The sequence below is a fragment of the Arthrobacter sp. AFG7.2 genome, assembly GCF_002892835.1.
Classification (GTDB): Bacteria; Actinomycetota; Actinomycetes; order Actinomycetales; family Micrococcaceae; genus Arthrobacter.
In genome coordinates this window covers 59167-75541 of record NZ_PJMB01000011.1, presented here as the reverse complement: position 1 = coordinate 75541, position 16375 = coordinate 59167, and the positions used below count along the sequence as shown (strand labels likewise).

14 protein-coding genes and 3 tRNA genes are annotated in these 16375 nt (G+C 63.4%); 5 read left to right on the top strand and 12 right to left on the bottom strand.

From position 1 onward, the window contains the following. Window positions 1-6: 6 nt before the first annotated feature. The 3 genes from pyrH to rpsB form a co-directional block, all read right to left on the bottom strand. The gene (gene pyrH / locus CXX84_RS16475) at window positions 7-744 is read right to left on the bottom strand and encodes a UMP kinase (RefSeq protein WP_102977804.1); all 738 of its coding nucleotides are present in this window, start codon (window positions 742-744) and stop codon (window positions 7-9) included. Window positions 745-869: 125 nt separating this feature from the next. After that, window positions 870-1706, bottom strand: a complete 837-nt coding sequence (tsf, locus tag CXX84_RS16470; protein ID WP_102977803.1) for a translation elongation factor Ts — start codon at window positions 1704-1706, stop codon at window positions 870-872. A gap of 129 nt (window positions 1707-1835) precedes the next feature. Then, window positions 1836-2708: a 30S ribosomal protein S2 gene (gene rpsB, locus CXX84_RS16465; RefSeq protein ID WP_102977802.1), complete on the bottom strand. Its 873-nt coding sequence runs from the start codon at window positions 2706-2708 to the stop codon at window positions 1836-1838. Window positions 2709-3163: 455 nt separating this feature from the next. Between rpsB and CXX84_RS16460 the strand changes: the two genes are divergently transcribed. Then, on the top strand, window positions 3164-3721 hold the full coding sequence (locus CXX84_RS16460; protein ID WP_102977801.1) for a M23 family metallopeptidase: 558 nt from the start codon (window positions 3164-3166) through the stop codon (window positions 3719-3721). A 52-nt stretch (window positions 3722-3773) separates the two neighbouring features. Here CXX84_RS16460 and CXX84_RS16455 read toward each other — a convergent pair whose 3' ends face one another. After that, window positions 3774-4964, bottom strand: a complete 1191-nt coding sequence (locus CXX84_RS16455) for an acyl-CoA dehydrogenase family protein (RefSeq protein ID WP_102977800.1) — start codon at window positions 4962-4964, stop codon at window positions 3774-3776. A gap of 219 nt (window positions 4965-5183) precedes the next feature. Here CXX84_RS16455 and CXX84_RS16450 point away from each other — a divergent pair, with 219 nt between their 5' ends. Further along, window positions 5184-7973 (top strand): AAA domain-containing protein, encoded by a 2790-nt coding sequence (locus CXX84_RS16450; protein WP_102977799.1) that lies wholly within the window; start codon window positions 5184-5186, stop codon window positions 7971-7973. A gap of 23 nt (window positions 7974-7996) precedes the next feature. On the opposite strand, the gene CXX84_RS16445 is transcribed toward CXX84_RS16450, so the two are convergent. From CXX84_RS16445 to CXX84_RS16425, 5 genes are all read right to left on the bottom strand, one after another. Beyond that, window positions 7997-8070: transfer RNA gene (locus CXX84_RS16445), tRNA-Ile, on the bottom strand. 71 nt (window positions 8071-8141) lie between these two features. Beyond that, window positions 8142-9338, bottom strand: a complete 1197-nt coding sequence (locus CXX84_RS16440; protein WP_102977798.1) for a glycosyltransferase — start codon at window positions 9336-9338, stop codon at window positions 8142-8144. A gap of 124 nt (window positions 9339-9462) precedes the next feature. Further along, on the bottom strand, window positions 9463-10371 hold the full coding sequence (locus tag CXX84_RS16435; RefSeq protein WP_102977797.1) for a DMT family transporter: 909 nt from the start codon (window positions 10369-10371) through the stop codon (window positions 9463-9465). Continuing rightward, window positions 10371-10994 (bottom strand): CDP-alcohol phosphatidyltransferase family protein, encoded by a 624-nt coding sequence (locus CXX84_RS16430; protein ID WP_102977796.1) that lies wholly within the window; start codon window positions 10992-10994, stop codon window positions 10371-10373. Before CXX84_RS16430 ends, CXX84_RS16435 begins: the two co-directional genes overlap by 1 nt. Window positions 10995-11083: 89 nt before the next feature. Further along, window positions 11084-11935 carry a phage holin family protein gene (locus tag CXX84_RS16425; RefSeq protein WP_102977795.1) on the bottom strand — a complete coding sequence of 284 codons (852 nt, stop codon included), beginning with the start codon at window positions 11933-11935 and terminating at the stop codon, window positions 11084-11086. Between the two features lie 176 nt (window positions 11936-12111). Between CXX84_RS16425 and CXX84_RS16420 the strand changes: the two genes are divergently transcribed. The 3 genes from CXX84_RS16420 (at window position 12112) to CXX84_RS16410 (ending at window position 14022) form a co-directional block, all read left to right on the top strand. Continuing rightward, a complete protein-coding gene (locus tag CXX84_RS16420; protein ID WP_189337627.1) occupies window positions 12112-13335 on the top strand; it encodes a multidrug effflux MFS transporter in 1224 nt (407 codons plus the stop codon). Window positions 13336-13339: 4 nt separating this feature from the next. Continuing rightward, the gene (locus CXX84_RS16415) at window positions 13340-13528 is read left to right on the top strand and encodes a hypothetical protein (protein WP_102977794.1); all 189 of its coding nucleotides are present in this window, start codon (window positions 13340-13342) and stop codon (window positions 13526-13528) included. 86 nt (window positions 13529-13614) lie between these two features. Further along, a complete protein-coding gene (locus CXX84_RS16410; protein WP_102977859.1) occupies window positions 13615-14022 on the top strand; it encodes a hypothetical protein in 408 nt (135 codons plus the stop codon). A 53-nt stretch (window positions 14023-14075) separates the two neighbouring features. On the opposite strand, the gene CXX84_RS16405 is transcribed toward CXX84_RS16410, so the two are convergent. The 3 genes from CXX84_RS16405 to dnaG form a co-directional block, all read right to left on the bottom strand. Continuing rightward, window positions 14076-14148 (bottom strand) — tRNA-Asn (locus CXX84_RS16405). 124 nt (window positions 14149-14272) lie between these two features. Further along, window positions 14273-14345 (bottom strand) — tRNA-Asn (locus CXX84_RS16400). Between the two features lie 91 nt (window positions 14346-14436). Beyond that, the gene (gene dnaG / locus CXX84_RS16395; RefSeq protein ID WP_102977793.1) at window positions 14437-16374 is read right to left on the bottom strand and encodes a DNA primase; all 1938 of its coding nucleotides are present in this window, start codon (window positions 16372-16374) and stop codon (window positions 14437-14439) included. Between the last annotated feature and the right edge of the window lies 1 nt (window position 16375).

Sequence of the window (16375 nt, the reverse complement as noted above, 5' to 3'; positions counted from 1 at the left end):
CCGCAGCTAGGTGGTGACCAGCGTGCCCAGCTTTTCGCCGAGGATGGCCCGGGTGACGTTGCCTTCGCCTTCCATGCCGAAGACCACCATGGAAAGGTTGTTGTCCTTGCACATGGTCATGGCCGTCTGGTCCATGACGCGGATGTCGCGGCGGAGCGCGTCGTCGTAGCTCAGGGTTTCCAGCCGCTCGGCAGCGGGGTCTTTCTTGGGGTCGGCGGTGTAGACGGCGTCCACGCCGCTCTTGGCCATCAGGACGACGTCGGCATGGACTTCGAGGGCGCGCTGGGCGGCAACGGTGTCGGTGGAGAAGTACGGCAGGCCGGCGCCCGCACCGAAGATCACCACGCGGCCCTTTTCCATGTGGCGGATGGCGCGGCGGGGAATGTAGGCCTCGGCCACCTGCCCCATGGTGATGGCACTCTGGACACGGGTTTCCACACCGGCCTGTTCCAGGAAGTCCTGCAGCGCCAGGCAGTTCATTACCGTGCCGAGCATGCCCATGTAGTCAGCCCGCGAACGGTCCATGCCGCTCTGGGAAAGCTCCGCGCCGCGGAAGAAGTTGCCGCCGCCAACCACGATGGCCACCTCCACCTGGGGGACGGCTGCGGCGATCTGCTTGGCGACATCGCGGACAGTCTCCGGGTCAACGCCCAGCTTTCCGCCGCCGAAGACCTCGCCCGAAAGCTTCAGGAGGACGCGGCGTCGGCTTTTCTCTGGCTGGATTACAGTGTTGACGGCTTCCATGATGCCTTCCCGTTGGTGAACTCTCAAAAGGTTATCCTGCTGCGCGGCCAAAGGTCCTATTCCTGCCTGGTCCCGCGCATGCAAAAGGGGCGGCCACCAAAGTGGCCACCCCCTTGCAGTTTCGGCTAGGAGCCGACGCGGAAACGCGTGAACGCGGTTCCCTTGACACCGGCCTCGGTGAGGACCTGTGCCACGGACTTCTTGGCGTCCTTCGCGAATGCCTGGTCAACCAGGACCTCACCCTTGTAGAAGCCGGTCACGCGGCCTTCCACAATCTTGGTGAGTGCGGCTTCGGGCTTGCCCTCGGCCTTGGCGGTCTCTTCAGCGATGCGGCGCTCGGACTCAACCAGGTCGGACGGGACGTCCTCACGGGTCAGGTAGTTCGGGGCCATTGCAGCAATGTGTACTGCAACATCGTGGGCTGCGGTGGCAGCGGCTTCGCCTTCACCGTCAACGGCGAACAGTACGCCGACCTGGGCCGGAAGGTCCTTGGAGGTCTTGTGCAGGTAAGCGTCAACCGTTGCGCCCTCGACGCGGGAGATGCGGCGGACCACAACCTTTTCGCCCAGGATGGCGCCTTCTTCGACGACGACCTCGGAGAGAGGCTTGCCGTCAACATCGGTGGCGAGCAGGGTCTCGAGGTCGGCTGCGCCGGACTCGATGGCAACGGCCAGGACCCTGTCTGCCAGCTGGATGAACTTGTCAGCCTTGGCGACGAAGTCGGTCTCGCAGTTGACTTCGATCATGACGCCGACGCCGTTGCTGACCTTTGCGGCCACCAGGCCTTCAGCGGTGGAGCGGCCTTCGCGCTTGGTAGCACCCTTGAGGCCCTTGATGCGAATGATTTCGATGGCCTTCTCGGCGTCACCGTTAGCTTCGTCAAGAGCCTTCTTGACATCCATCATGCCGGCGCCGGTGCGCTCGCGCAGGGCCTTGATGTCCGCGGCAGTGTAGTTCGCCATGTGAACCCCTCTGTCTAGAAATTTGGTGTGGTGTACGGACTGACAGGACGGCAGCCCATGATGCGGGCCGCCATCCTGTCAGTAGCTCCGGCGCTGCAGGCAGCGCTGGAAAATCCGGATGTACTTGTGTTACTTGGCTTCTTCGGCGGGAGCAGCAGCTTCTTCTGCCGGGGCAGCATCAGCAGCGGCCGGGGCAGCAGCCTCTTCTGCCGGAGCAGCAGCAGCTTCTTCAGCCTTGCTGCCTTCGAGGAGTTCGCGCTCCCACTCAGCCAGCGGCTCTTCCGGAGCTTCGGTTGCACCGGTGCCACGGCTGTTGCGGGCGATGAGGCCCTCAGCAACGGCGTCGGCAACAACGCGGGTCAGGAGGTTCACGGAGCGGATGGCGTCGTCGTTGCCCGGGATCGGGAAGTCGACTTCGTCCGGATCGCAGTTGGTGTCCAGGATGGCCACAACCGGGATGTTCAGCTTCTTGGCCTCGTCAACGGCGAGGTGCTCCTTCTTGGTGTCCACGATCCAGAGCACAGAGGGCGCCTTGGTGAGGTTGCGGATACCGCCGAGGTTGGACTCGAGCTTGGTGAGTTCACGCTTGAGGAGCAGCAGCTCCTTCTTGGTGTACGCGGAGCCGGCGACGTCGTCGAAGTCGATCTCTTCGAGTTCCTTCATGCGCTGGATGCGCTTGGCGACCGTCTGGAAGTTGGTCAGCATACCGCCGAGCCAACGCTGGTTCACGTACGGCTGGCCAACGCGGGTTGCCTGCTCGGCAATTGCTTCCTGGGCCTGCTTCTTGGTGCCAACGAAGAGCACGGTGCCGCCGTGTGCAACGGTGGCCTTCACGAACTCGTAGGCACGGTCGATGTAGGACAGCGACTGCTGAAGGTCGATGATGTAGATGCCGTTGCGCTCGGTGAAGATGAAGCGCTTCATCTTCGGGTTCCAACGGCGGGTCTGGTGTCCAAAGTGGACGCCGCTGTCAAGCAGCTGGCGCATAGTTACGACGGGCATGCCGACGCTCCTTCCGGCAGGTCATTCATGAGAGAGCCCGGAGGCTTCTTACCCTGCCAATAGTTGACGGTTGAATAGCGTGGCCCAGGCTGGGCCGTGCTCCTGGCATCCATCATGCTTCTCATCAGGACCATGGTCCTGACCGCAAGAGGCCTGATCCTCCGCCTGCGAGGCCGGAGCGTCGCGTGCAGGAGGGCTGGATGCGCGTAGTCAGCCACCGCTCCCCCACACTCCTGAATGAGATGTGCCGACGCATTCCGGACAGGGGCATATGCCGTAGCAAAAACCACGGGGATATCCGCCGGACGGAAAGCATTGAGGGCGCAGCAAACTGCTCCATCAAGTGTACTACAGGCACCTGCGCCGGAAGGACAGCGGCGTTGGCACCTGCGACTTTTCCACATAGGTCCAGACGGACCTCCCGAGCCACTTTTTCCAGGGAGCATGCTGAGCAGATGAAACCCACACTTCTCCTGGCAGCCTTCCTGCTCCTGCCCGCGTCAGTGGCTTCAACCACGCAGCCGCTGCCCTACCTCCGCGTCCCTTCCGCCCCCGCAGCAATGACGACGGCGGCCCGGGCGGCGGGTGGTCAGATGGCTTCGCCCTCCTGGCAGTGGCCGCTTGCGCCCCGCCCGAAGGTGCTCCGGGATTTCGATCCCCCGCCAAAGCCCTGGCTCAGCGGTCATCGGGGTGTTGATCTGGGAGCAGCGGCCGACGGCGCACAGGTCACTTCTCCGGCGGCGGGCACCGTCAGCTTCGTCGGAGTCGTCGTGGACAGGCCGGTGATCACCATCGACCACGGCAATGGACTCCGGAGCAGTTTTGAACCGGTCAAGAGCTCCCTGGCTGCCGGCGCCCAGGTATCTGCAGGACAGGTAGTCGGCACGTCACTCCCGGGGCATTGCCCAGCCGCCTGCGTCCACTGGGGTGTCAGGCGCGGCGAGGACTACGTCAACCCGCTGCAGTTTGTGCTGGACCTGCGGCCATCCGTCCTGCTGCCCCTGTTCGGATAGGCGCCACCTGGGTCAGGAGACAGCTGCCCGGCGCCTGGCGTTCACACGGGGTTCACACGATGGCGGAGATTCCGGTGATGGCCCGGCCCGTCACCAGCGTGTTGATCTCGTGCGTTCCTTCGTAGGAATAGATGGCTTCTGCATCCGCGAAAATCTTCGCCATCCCGTAGTCCGTCACAATGCCATTGCCGCCCAGAAGGCTCCGGCCGATCGCCACGCTCTCGCGCATCCGCGCCGTGGTGAAGGCCTTGGCAAGGGCGGACTGCTCGTCTTTTGCCTCGCCGGCGTCCTCCAGTTGGGAGAGCCTGACCATCATGCCCATGGAGCTGACGGCGTTGCCCAGGATCTGGACCAGCTGGCTTTGCACCAGCTGGAAGGAGGCCAACGGCCGGCCGAACTGGTGGCGTTCCACCGCATAGCGCCGCGCAACGTCGAACGCTGCCAGCTGCTGGCCTACCGCCTGCCAGGCGACTCCGAGCCGGGTTACCTTCAATACCTTGTTGACGTCGCGGAAGCTGTTGGCGTTGGCGAGCTTAAAGAAGTCCGGCACCACCACGTTCTCCAGGGTGATGTCAGCGTTCTGGACTGTCCGGAGTGCGATCTTGTTCTCGATCCTGGCGGCGCTGAACCCCTCAAGGGAGGTGTCCACCAGGAAGCCTTTGACCTTATTGTCCGCGAGATCCCGGGCGTAAATCACCACCCAATCGGAAAACGTTGCATTTCCGATCCAGCGCTTGGCTCCGTTGAGGATCCAGGAGTCCCCGTCCCTCCGGGCCGTCGTGCGGGTTCCGCCGGCAACGTCAGATCCGCCCAGAGGCTCCGTCAGGCCAAAAGCGCCGATCTTCTTCATGCTGTAGATCTCCGGGAGCCAGGCATCCTTCTGCTCCTGTGAGGCGAGGGCTTCAATGGAACCGGTGAACAGCCCGTCATGGACACCCATAAAGGTGGCGATGGAAGCATCCGCCCGGGTTACCTCAGCGTGCATGAGGCCTGCGAACAGGTTGGAAAAGCCCTGCCGCCGAACCGGGCTGACGAGGTCGATGTCTGCGAGCTTTGGAATGAGGTCCATCGGGAATTCGCCACGGTTCCAGAAGTCCACAGCAATGGGCTGCACTTCCCGCGCCAGGAACTCCCTGACCTCGGCCAGCCGGTCCTGCTCCTTTCCGGTCAGCAGCTGCTCGAAGGCGAAGAAATCACCGTCAGCGTAGGGAAGGTCGTTGATGGCATGGGATGTGTTGGACATTGTTTCCTCACAACGATCAGGACAGTCGGCAGGGTCCCGGGTGGAACCACCGGACCCACTAAGTTACTGGTGAGTAACTTACCGCAACTCCATCCTTGCCGCAATGGCTGGCCAGGCAGTGCCCGGGCCGCAGTGGTTGCCCCTGCTGGATGAATCGTGCGGGGAAGTTCTGTAACGTCAAAGCGCAACGGAGCAACCACTGCACTTGGGGGAACTGACATGATTGATCCGCGCCGCGAGGCCGTCCTGATCCGGCGCCGTGACCAGTCAGGCGTTGAGGACAAGACCCCGGAAGTGCTGGAGTACAGGGTCGACGGGGACGCCGTCCACATCACTTTCCGGTCGGCCGGCGGACCCCGCACGTACAGATACTCGGCGAGGAACGTCACGGTCCTCCGCGACCCCGTCAGCACAAGCATTGACGACAGGACCTGCATCAGCCTCCGCGGCCGGGCGGTCCATGGGGTTACAGACCTGTTGTGCTTCCGCGGCCCTGCCGGAGCATGGTGGCGGGCTTTCTTCCCGGACAGCGATGGCGAAAGCTACCGGACATGCCGCGAGGAAGAAATCAGCATTGAACGAAGCCCTGCCCCCGGGACTGAAGCATCCGAGGTGCTGAACTACTGGCACAACGTGGTCTCGCATCTGTCCCAGGACGACCCACTGCGCCGGCCGTACGCGAACTTTCGCACGATCCCGCAGGAGAGCGTCCTCGATCTGTATCTTCGGGGCCATTCTCCTGACCCGGAACCGGAGCTGGACGAGTATATCTTCCCCTTCTCGTCAAACCTCAGCCAGCGGGAAGCCCTCAGAATGGGCCTGGCACACCGCATTTCAGTGATTGACGGGCCGCCCGGCACGGGAAAAACGCAGACGATACTCAACCTGGTGGCAAACATCATCCGATCACCCGGGAAAAGTGTCGCCATTGTGTCCTCCAACAACGCCGCTGTCGAAAACGTTCGGGACAAACTAGCCAAAGAGGGCTTCGGGCACGTCGTCGCGGACCTGAGGCGAAACGACCTGAAACGTGAATTCTTCGAGAAGAAACATGTCGGGAATATGGATATACAACGGAGGGCGGGAGCTTCACCGGTTGCCGCACCGGAGGCCGGCACGATTTCAAGCCTTGACGGCCAATTGCAGCAACTGCAATTCACGGCCCGGGAGCTGGCGAAGAAACGTCAGGAATTGGATGCCTTCAGGCTCGAACAGCGCCACTTCAGCCGCCATATCGCCCATCACGATCCGGCTCCGCTGCCGGCTTTGACCCTCCTGCAGGGGCCTTCCAGCCGGATCCTTGAGTTCCTGGCGGAGGCAGCATGCATTCCAGCAGACGAGCGCCCCCTGCGCCGGCTTTTCCGCCGGATCCGGAGCCGTTTCCGCTACGGATCAACCCGCGACCTGGATTCCGGTGACACGGACGTCGTCATGCGCCTTCAGGCTGCCTACTACGCCGCCAGGATCGCGGAATTGGAAAAGCAGATTGAGCAGGCCGCCGCCCATCTCGCCGGGAACGATTTTCCTGCTCTCGAAGACGAACTGCGGCAGCTCTCGCAGCAGTCCCTGAAGGCCGGCCTGTACCAGCGCTACGCCGGCCTCCGGCCGCAAAGCTACACCGACGGCTCCTACCTCCGGCAGTTCGCAGCATTTACCACGGGCTACCCAGTGGTCTTAAGCACATGCCATTCCCTGCGGCGGAGCGTCCCTTCCGGATACCTGTTCGATTACCTGATTATCGATGAGGCGTCCCAAGTGGACCTGTTGGCCGCGGGCCTTGCACTTTCCTGCGCCAGGAAGGTGATCGTCGTCGGGGACCTGCGGCAGCTTCAACACATCGCAGTCCAGGAAGCCGCCAGGCGTGCCGGACCAGCGCCGGCGCCCAGCTACGACTACGGCCGGCAGAACATACTGTCCTCCATCATCGAGCGCTTCGGTGCAGCTGTTCCCCGGACCATGCTTCGCGAGCACTACCGTTGCGACCCTGCAATCATCGAGTTCTGCAACAGGAAGTTTTACGGCGGGCAGCTCATTCCCTACACAGAGGGTGACCCGGAACGTTCCGCACTTGCAGTAGTACGAACAGCACCCGGAAACCACATGCGGCAACACCTGGGAGGAGGACGGACCAACCATCGCGAAGCCGACGTCATTGCGAAGGACGTACTTGAACGCTTCTGCTCAGGCACCCGTCACGAAGACATCGGCGTGGTCACGCCGTACCGCCGGCAAGTGGACAAGGTGGCGGAGGCCCTGCTCAACAGCATCCAGGCCGACACAGTCCACAAATTCCAGGGCCGGGAAAAAGAGGTCATCATCATGAGCACGGTCCTGGATGAGACCAGGGACGGGAACTCCGGCGTTGATTTCGTGGATAACCCGCAGATGGTGAACGTGGCGGTGTCCCGGGCTATCAAGCAGTTTGTCCTGGTGACCAACCACGAGATGATGCCTGCCAGCCGGCACCTCAGGGACCTGGTCGAGTTCATCCGCTACCACAATCCCGACGACGGCATCTCCGACAGCGGAGTCGTTTCAGTTTTCGATCTCCTCTACAGGGAATATTCAGCAGTCCTGCAACCCCTGGCCGAACGAATGCAGACACCGTCAGCATTCGCTTCGGAAAACATCATCTGGACAGTGCTGCTGGAGATACTTGCAGAGGAGCTGTTCAAGGACTTGGCTGTTGCCCGGGAAGTCCACATCCGTAACCTGCTGCCTGGCCTGTCCAGGCTCACCACTGCACAGGCAGCCTACGTGCGGAACGGTGCCAGGTTCGACTTCCTGGTCTACAGCCGCATCACCAACAGACCGTTCCTGGCCGTAGAGGTTGACGGATTTGCCTTCCATGAAAATGACGGAAGACAACAAGCCAGGGACAGCCTTAAAGACGAAATCTGCCGGGCACACGGCATCCGGCTGCTGCGGCTTCCGACCACCGGGAGTGGGGAGCCGCACCTGATTCGCCAGGAACTCCGGGCTGCGACAGGCCCGAAGGCACTGTGCTGACGGAGGTGGCCGAAACAGAAAAGTAGGGCTACTCGGACTTGAACCGAGGACCTTAGGATTATGAGTCCCGCGCTCTAACCAGCTGAGCTATAGCCCCTAGCGCCCGGAACCTCCGTGATCGGTGCACGGTGGCAGGGCAAAATTACTCTAGCAAACCACGGAAAGCGTTCAGACCACTTTGTCCTCGAAGCCCGCACCGCGGTAGAGGTCTTCAAAGGTCTGGAGGGTGCCCTCGATGCTGTGGGGTTCCACCATCTCCCGGCTCACCTGGCCCATGGCAGCGCGCAGGTCGGCAGGCAGCTCCAGGATCATGGTGATCTTCTTGGCAAGGTCATCGCTGTCATTGGGCGTGAACAGGTAGCCGTTTTCGCCGTCGCGCACCAGGTGCGGCAAGGCCATGGCGTCTGCCAGCACAACCGGGGTGGAAGCGGACATCGCTTCGAGGGTGACCAGCGACTGCAGTTCTGCCGTTCCGGGCATGCAGAACACGTCAGCCCGGATGTAGGCCTCCCGCAGTTCCTCGTCGCTGGCAAGGCCCAGGAACTTGACCCGGTCCGCCAGCCCGAGGCGGCGCACCAGCTCTTCGAGCGGGGAGCGCACCTCGCCGCCGCCAACGATCTCCAAATGCACATTGAGTTCGGGCGGAGTCTTGCTGATGGCTTCGATAAGCACATCCACGTGCTTTTCTTCGGCCAGGCGCCCGGCAAACATCACGGTGGGGTGCGGGTGCGGTTCGATCTGCTCTCCGGGCTGGAGTTCATAAGCGGCGGAGTCGATCCCGTTGGACAGCGGCAGAACTTTGCGCAGGAAGGCGTGCTGGTGCATCGCCTTGGCTGCCAGCGGCGTAGGAGTGGTCACCACGTTCGCCTTGCCCATGACTTTGCCCATGTCCTTCCAGGAAATCCGGCCGATGACGGCCTTGAACCACTCCGGAAACGGCAGGAACGGATTGAGGTTTTCCGGCATGAAGTGGTTCGTGGCCACAACCCGGATGCCGCGCTTCACGGCCTCGTACAGGACGTGTTCGCCAATCATGTAGTGGCTCTGGATATGCACCACGTCGGGTTTCACGCGGTCGAAGAGAAGGCTGATTTCCTTCTTGATTTCCCAGGGAAGGCAGATCCGGAAGTACTCGTGCGTGGGGACACCGTGCGAACGGAGCCGGTGGACAGTCCCTTCGGGACGGAACTCCGTAAAGCTCTTTCCGTTGTCCGCGCGGCAGGCCAACACATGGACATTGTGCCCCCGCCCGGTCATCCCCTTGGCCAGACGGTAGCCGAACTGGGCTGCTCCGTTGATGTGGGGCGGATACGTGTCCGCGGCGATCAGGATGGTCAGGGGTCGCTGGTCTGCGGGCGTGGTCACGTGGAGAGCTCCTGATGGTCACGGTGCGGACAGCAGTACTGGCAGCACGGTTGGCCTCTGGCGCCCTGGCGCCCGGCCTCGTGGTGAATCTTGCTTGCGGATTGCGGTGGACGTGTTGCTGTAACTAACGGGCCGCCCTGCCCACGGCTTTCCGGGCATCCTTCTTGCGCTTGGTTACCTCCGGATGGTGCCGGGAAAGGGCGATTACCCCAACGATAGCAAGGGAGGCGGCCGTTCCCATGGCAATGGCCATCACGGCGTGGACATCCGGGCGGAGTTCGCCGAGGATCACGATGCCGATGGCTATGCCCACCAGCGGATCAATGACGGTGAGCCCTGCGATCACAAGGTCCGGCGGACCCGAGGAGTAGGCGCTTTGGACAAACCACGAGCCGAGTCCGCCGGCAGCGATCAGGGCCACCACCGAATACCACTCCACGTTCAGCAGGAAAAGTCCGTTCGGGTCGAGCAGGTGCTTGCCGATGATCCTGGTGAGGACGGCCACGAACCCGAAGAGGACCCCGGCGCCCAGTATGTAGACGAAGGCGTTGATCCGGTGCCTGAACATGACGGCCAGTGTCCCGAAGACCCCGACGGCGACGGCCAGCAGCAGCACGATAGTGAGCTCATCGGAGAGGCTGACGTGGTGGTTTTCCTGCGTGACGTTGACTGCCAGGAGGACAAAGAGCGCGGAGCCCGTCACGCAGGCGGCTATCGCCACGACCGTTGCCCGGTTGATGGTGAGGTCCTGGTCCCTGGCATTGATGATGGTGGTGATCACCAGGGCAATGGCGCCAATGGGCTGGACGACCGTGAGCGGAGCGGACACGAGTGCCACGGCGTTCATGGCCATGCCGGCGCACAGCAGCAGGAGGCCGAACACCCACCGGGGGTTCCGAAGCAGGCGCAGGAAGTTGTTGGAACTGAGGGCCAGGCCACCCGTATCGGCCTTAACGGCGCTCCCCTGGCGTTGGGCACCAAGTGCCAGGCAGAAGGCGCCCAGCAGGGCAAGCACAACTGCCACCCAGACCATCAGGCGGTCCCGTCGTCGTGATGTGCCCGCATCCTGCCCTTCCGCAGAATGGCCCAGAAGTAGTTGTAGGCAGCGATCCAATGGCCAACCAGACCCAGGCCAAGCACTATCCACGCGGCGGTGAACAACTCATCGGAAAACGAAGTCTCCAGCCGTGAGAGGACAAGCATCGGCGTCCCCAGCAGCAGGAGGCCGGTGCGCACTTTGCCCACCACACTCACGGGAAGGTCCGGATGGCCCCGGAAGTAGGACAACGTCAGGGTCAGCAGTATGGCGTCCGGGATCACCAGCGCCGCCAGGTACAGCCAGTGGACGACGCCGGCGATCACCAGCGTGACAGCGACGGCTATCAGTGCCAGGCGGTCTGCGATCGGGTCCAGGACCCTGCCAAGTTTTGAGGTCTGGTCGAAGCGGCGGGCGATGTAGCCGTCAATCCAGTCGGTGCCGGCCATGACGGTGAGGACCACTACTCCGGCACCGTATTCCTTTTCGGCCAGGACAAGCCACATGAAGAGCGGCACGCCCATGAAGCGGACCACTGTGAGGAGGTTGGGAATGGTGAACACCAGGTCGTGGTGCACCTGGGGGCGTCCGGGACGGGATCCGGCACCAATGAACTTCACCCCGTCCCCCTTTCCTTCCTGCTGCCCCTGTGGGCGTTGCCGTTACGTGAATCCAGCTCCGGCCGTCGGACAGCCAGCCCCAGTCCTGCCTAATACGTCCGGAGGAGCTTCCGCGCCAGCACCAGGAAGACGGTGCCCGCTGCTATGAAGGCTGCCAGCGGCTTCCAGCGTTTTTCGAGGTCGGCAGAGCCGGACAGTTCTGCAAACTTTTGCCCTGCGGCGTCCCGGCCATGGCTGGCGAGGGCCTGGCCCTCACGCAGCTTCTCCCGGGTGGCGGCGAGAAGGTGCCTTCCCTGCGTCTTGACGTCCAGCTCGGTGCCGAGTTCGTCGCGGACTTCTGTGAGGTGATGGCGGCGCTGGTTGAGCCGGCGGGCCAGTTCCGGTTCGGAAGCGTGCGGGAATTCTTTGTCGTGCTCGGCCGCCTTCGCGGCCTTCTCAGCCTTGGCCTTTGCGGCGGCTTCGTCTTTCGCGGCCTTGGCTGCCTTGGCTTCCGGGCTCTGCGGGTCAAGGACTGCCGGGTTGAAGGCGGAGCCTTCCCTGGCGATTCCGATGTCGTGCCTGATGCCGCGGATGGTCTCCTCCGGCATGAGCGGCATGGCCTTCTTGAACTTCCGGGCGCCAATCAGGGCGCCGATAAGCGCTATCAGGAGGAATGCCGCGGAAACCAGGAGCGCCGCCAGCCAGGCGGGCATGATGGTGGCCAGTCCCATGATGGCGGCCACGATGAGGCCCACCACAAGGAACAGCAGGAAAACCAGTGCTACAGCGAAGAAGGCAGCGGCGACTCCAACCTGGATTCCCTTGCGTTTCAGCTCAATCTTCGCGAAGGCGATTTCGTCGTTGAGCTGGCGCGGCGCCAACCGGAAAAGGAGTTTTAGCGTCCTGGGCAGCGCAGTGATGCGCAATCCCTGGCTGGTACGCCCGCTGTGACGTCCGCTCATCGGTTCCGCCTTACTGGTTATGGGTCGAATCGGCTTCCTGTGCTGCAGGAAAGTGCAGCTGCACAGTCCCCGCACCAAAACTATCATTCAGGTTAAGGGCGAACTTCGGGGCTTGCCGCGCGACGTGCCCTACAACGCTGCAAATTTCCGCGGCGCCGGGCCTAGGATTGATCTCCGTGACCATCCCCAGCAATCCAGGCGACCTGTTGAGCCGCCGCCGGAAACTTCTGTACATCCTCCTCCTCGGCGCCCTGACGGCGTTGGGTCCGTTCACGATCGACCTTTACCTTCCCGCATTCCCGGCCCTTGAGGAGAGCCTTGGAGTCACGGAGGCCCAGGTGCAGCTGACCCTTGCCGGCACGACCGTCGGCTTTGCGGTCGGCCAGCTGGTAGTGGGCCCCTTCAGCGACAGGTTCGGCCGCCGGACCCCGCTCATCCTGGCCACTGCTGTACACATAGCAGCGTCAGTGGGTGCAGCCGTGTCCACTGACATCACCACCCTGGGCATTTTCCGCGTCCTGATGGGTGTGGGCGCGGCGGGCGGCGGCGTTGTGGCCATGGCCATGGTCCGGGACCTGTTCTCCGGTTATGCCATGGTCAAGATGTTTTCGCGCATGTCGCTGGTCAACGGGCTGGCTCCCATCCTGGCTCCCGTCATCGGCTCACAGCTGCTGCTGGTCATGGCGTGGCCGGGCATCTTCGTGTTCCTTGCCGCCTACGGCACCCTGGTGATCGTGGCCGCGCTGTTCCTGGTGCGTGAGACGCTGCCGCCCGAGAAGCGCCGGCAGAGCGGGATGACTGCCCGCCAGCGCTACCGGATCCTCTTCAGCGACAGGGTGTTTGTTGGACTGCTGCTGGTGGCGGGCCTGAACTTCGGTAGCCTGTTCACCTACCTGTCAGCTTCCCCGTTCCTGTTCCAGGATGTTTTCGGCTTCTCCCCGCAGGAGTACGGCCTGCTCTTCGGCATCAACTCCCTGGGCATCGTTGCCGGCATCCAGACTAGTTCCCGTCTCATCCGGCGGGTCCCGCCGCAGTGGATTCTCGCAGCGGCCACTGCCTGGATGCTCCTGATGGCTGCGCTGATCGTCGTGTTCGACGCGCTTGGGTTCGGCCTCTGGGGCGTGCTGGTTCCGTTGTGGTTCTACATCCTTGGCACGGGCTTCATGTTCCCCTGCGTGCAGGTCCTGGCCCTTGCCGGCCACTCCGGCCAGGCCGGCACAGCAGCCTCCCTGCTGGGGTTCTCGACCTTCATGATGGCCGGACTCATCTCCCCGGTGGTCGGCTGGCTGGGCATCACCAGCGCCGCGCCCATGGGCGCCGTGCAGGGCTCCTGCATCCTGCTGGCCATCGCCGCACTGTGGCTGGTGGTCCGGCCCCGCACCGTTCCGTCAATCCACTGACGCCGTGAAAACTGCCGGGCGTAAACCGCACCGCAACCGCCGGGGACTTTTCCTCGGTGCGGTGCTTGGCGCCGTCATCGGTTACTTCGCCGGCCGCGCCCTGGGCAATCCTGCAATGGGGATGATCCTGGGCATGGTGGCAGCCTCAGCGCTGCTCTACAGGGTGAATCCCGGCCCCTGGAACCGGCCGTGACCCTGCCGCACCGGGCTTGAGCCCGGTCCAAGGGCGGGTGTCCAGCATCTGCCGCCGGACGCCGCTCCCGGGATAAAATGGTGTACGTGCCCCGCTGGCAGGAACAACCGCAGCTTCCGGCCACATGGCAACGGTGCGATCACCGGATCCTGCCACTGTGGTGGGAGCGGTTATGTGCCCAGACCGGGGAGCAGTCGGCCGCGCTTTATGCAGCGGGGCTCTTCACGGAAGACCGCCGCCGTCCCATTGCCCAGTGGTACAACCCGGCCTTCAATGCTGCGCTGCTGGTTGCCCCGGAAACGTCCCCCGAGTGGCCAGTGCAGCGTTTCGGCATCTTCTATGCACCTCCTGACGCCGGAGTGGTGCGCGTCCACTCCGCTCCGCATGAGTGGAATCCGCGCCAGCCGCGCACGTCGCCCACGGAGAAGGAGGCATTCCTCGCAGCCATAGCTGAGGCGGAACGTTTCCTGCAGGTGGAGATGGACTTCGTCTGACAACGTGAAATCCCCGCTCCTCACAAGCGAGGAACGGGGATTTTCCGTGTTTGCTCCTCCTGCTGGACTTGAACCAGCAACCCTTCGATTAACAGTCGAATGCTCTGCCAATTGAGCTAAGGAGGAATGAAGCAGGTATGACATTAGCAAAGGTTTCGAGCCAAAGTGAAATCGGCGTCCCTGCGGGCTGCAACGGCGGGTTTCAGACATAAAAAATCCCCGTTCCGGAGGCCGGAACGGGGATTGTGCGCTCCTCCTGCTGGACTTGAACCAGCAACCCTTCGATTAACAGTCGAATGCTCTGCCAATTGAGCTAAGGAGGAATGAAGCGGGTATTAGCCTAGCAAATACCCGGGCTGGAAGCGAAATCGGCAGACGGTCCCGACCTTTCCGGCTCCTATGGACAGGAACGCGTCAGGCATCCGACCTCAGCGCCCGCCGTTCCATTTCCAGCATCATCAGTTCCCGGTTGAGCCGCTGGTAGGTTTCGGGATCAGCCGCGGGGTCAAGCCGCTGGAGCTGGCCCATCTTGTCCGCCTTGACCCGCGTGATCTGGAGCTCGAACAAACGTGACAGGATGTCCCGGCAATACTTCCGGACGGCTTCCTCGGTGCTGGCCGGCAACGGGACGACCGCCAGCTCGGAGACCAGTGGCCTGAGCGGTTCCGGAACCTCATGCATCACCTGCTCCACCCATCGGACCGGATCTGCGGTGAGCGCCGGATCCGTCGCCCGCATGGCATCGTGCACAGCCTGGAAGGCAGGGGTGACGAACCGCGCGGCTGAAAAGCGCTCCCAGATGCCCCCGCCAAGGAGTGACGGTTCCTGCAAGGCCACTTCCAGCGCCTGCCGCTCCATGGACGCTACCGGGTCGCGCGGATCGGGCCGGTGGTAGGACGGCACAGCTCCCGACGGCGGCCCTGCAGCGACGCCTGGGCCGCCGGGTGCGGCCGCCGGGGCGGTAGGCGCGGAAGCCCGGGGAGTCACGGCAGGAGCTCCTGCCTGGTCGCCGCGCTTGGCGGCGTTCTTGACTTCTGCCGTGACCAGCCGCAGGACTTCGTTGGGGTCGGGCATGCCCAGCCAGCCGGTCAGGGCCTGGCAGTAGCCGGTACGGGTGGAAGCGTCCCGGATGGCGGCCACCACCGGCACCGAGGCTTTGAGGCCTTGGACGCGTCCCTCCACCGTGTCCAGGTTGAACTGCTTCAGAGTGGTGCGGATGGCGAACTCGAACAGGGGCCGGCGGGACTGGACCAGGGCGTGCACAGCTTCGTCGCCCTTGCTTTGCCGAAGGTCGCAGGGATCCGCGCCGCTGGGCTCTACGGCCACGTACGTCTGGGCCGTGAAGCGCTGGTCCTCCTCAAAGGCCCGCAACGCGGCCTTCTGCCCGGCGGCGTCGCCGTCGAAGGTGAAGACCACCTCTCCCCCGGTTCCGTCATCGGACAGCAGGCGGCGGGCGATCTTGATGTGCTCGGTGCCGAACGCCGTGCCGCAGGTGGCAACCGCCGTCGTAATACCGGCCAGGTGGCACGCCATGACGTCCGTGTAGCCTTCCACCACCACCAGCTGCCGGTCCTTGGCGATGCTTCGCTTGGCAAGGTCGATCCCGTACAGCACCTGGGACTTCTTGTAGAGCGCAGTCTCGGGGGTGTTGAGGTATTTGGGGCCCTGGTCGTCCTCATAGAGTTTTCGGGCGCCGAAGCCGATAGTGTCCCCGGCGATGTCCTTGATGGGCCAGATGAGGCGGCCACGGAAGCGGTCGTAGATCCCGCGGTTACCCTCGGAAAACATGCCCGTGAGCTTCAGCTCGGCGTCGGTGAAGCCCCTGCCGCGCAGGTGCTTCAGGAGGGCGTCCCAGCCCTGCGGGGCATAGCCCACACCGAAGTGCTCGGCGGCAGCCCGGTCGAAGCCCCGGCCATGCAGGAAGGTCCTGCCCTCGGCGGCTCCGGGCGTCAGGAGCTGGGCCCGGAAGAATTCGTCCGCGATTTTGTGGGCGTCCAGCAACCGCTGGCGCCGTCCTACTTCCTCGCGGTTGGGGCCGGTCCCGCCGTCCTCGTACCGAAGCTCGTAGCCGATCCTGGCCGCCAGCTTCTCGACCGCCTCCTGGAAGGAGCTGTGGTCCTGTTTCTGGACGAAGGCAATGACATCGCCGTCCTCGCCACAGCCGAAGCAGTGGTAGCGGCCCACTTGCGGCCGGACGGTGAAGGAGGGGGAACGCTCATCGTGGAAGGGGCAGAGCCCCTTGAAGGTCCCCAGCCCGGCGCCCTTGAGCGTGACGTACCCGTCTACCACTTCCTTGATGTCCGTGCGCTGGCGTACTTCGTCAATATCTTCGCGTTTGATCAGCCCGGCCACA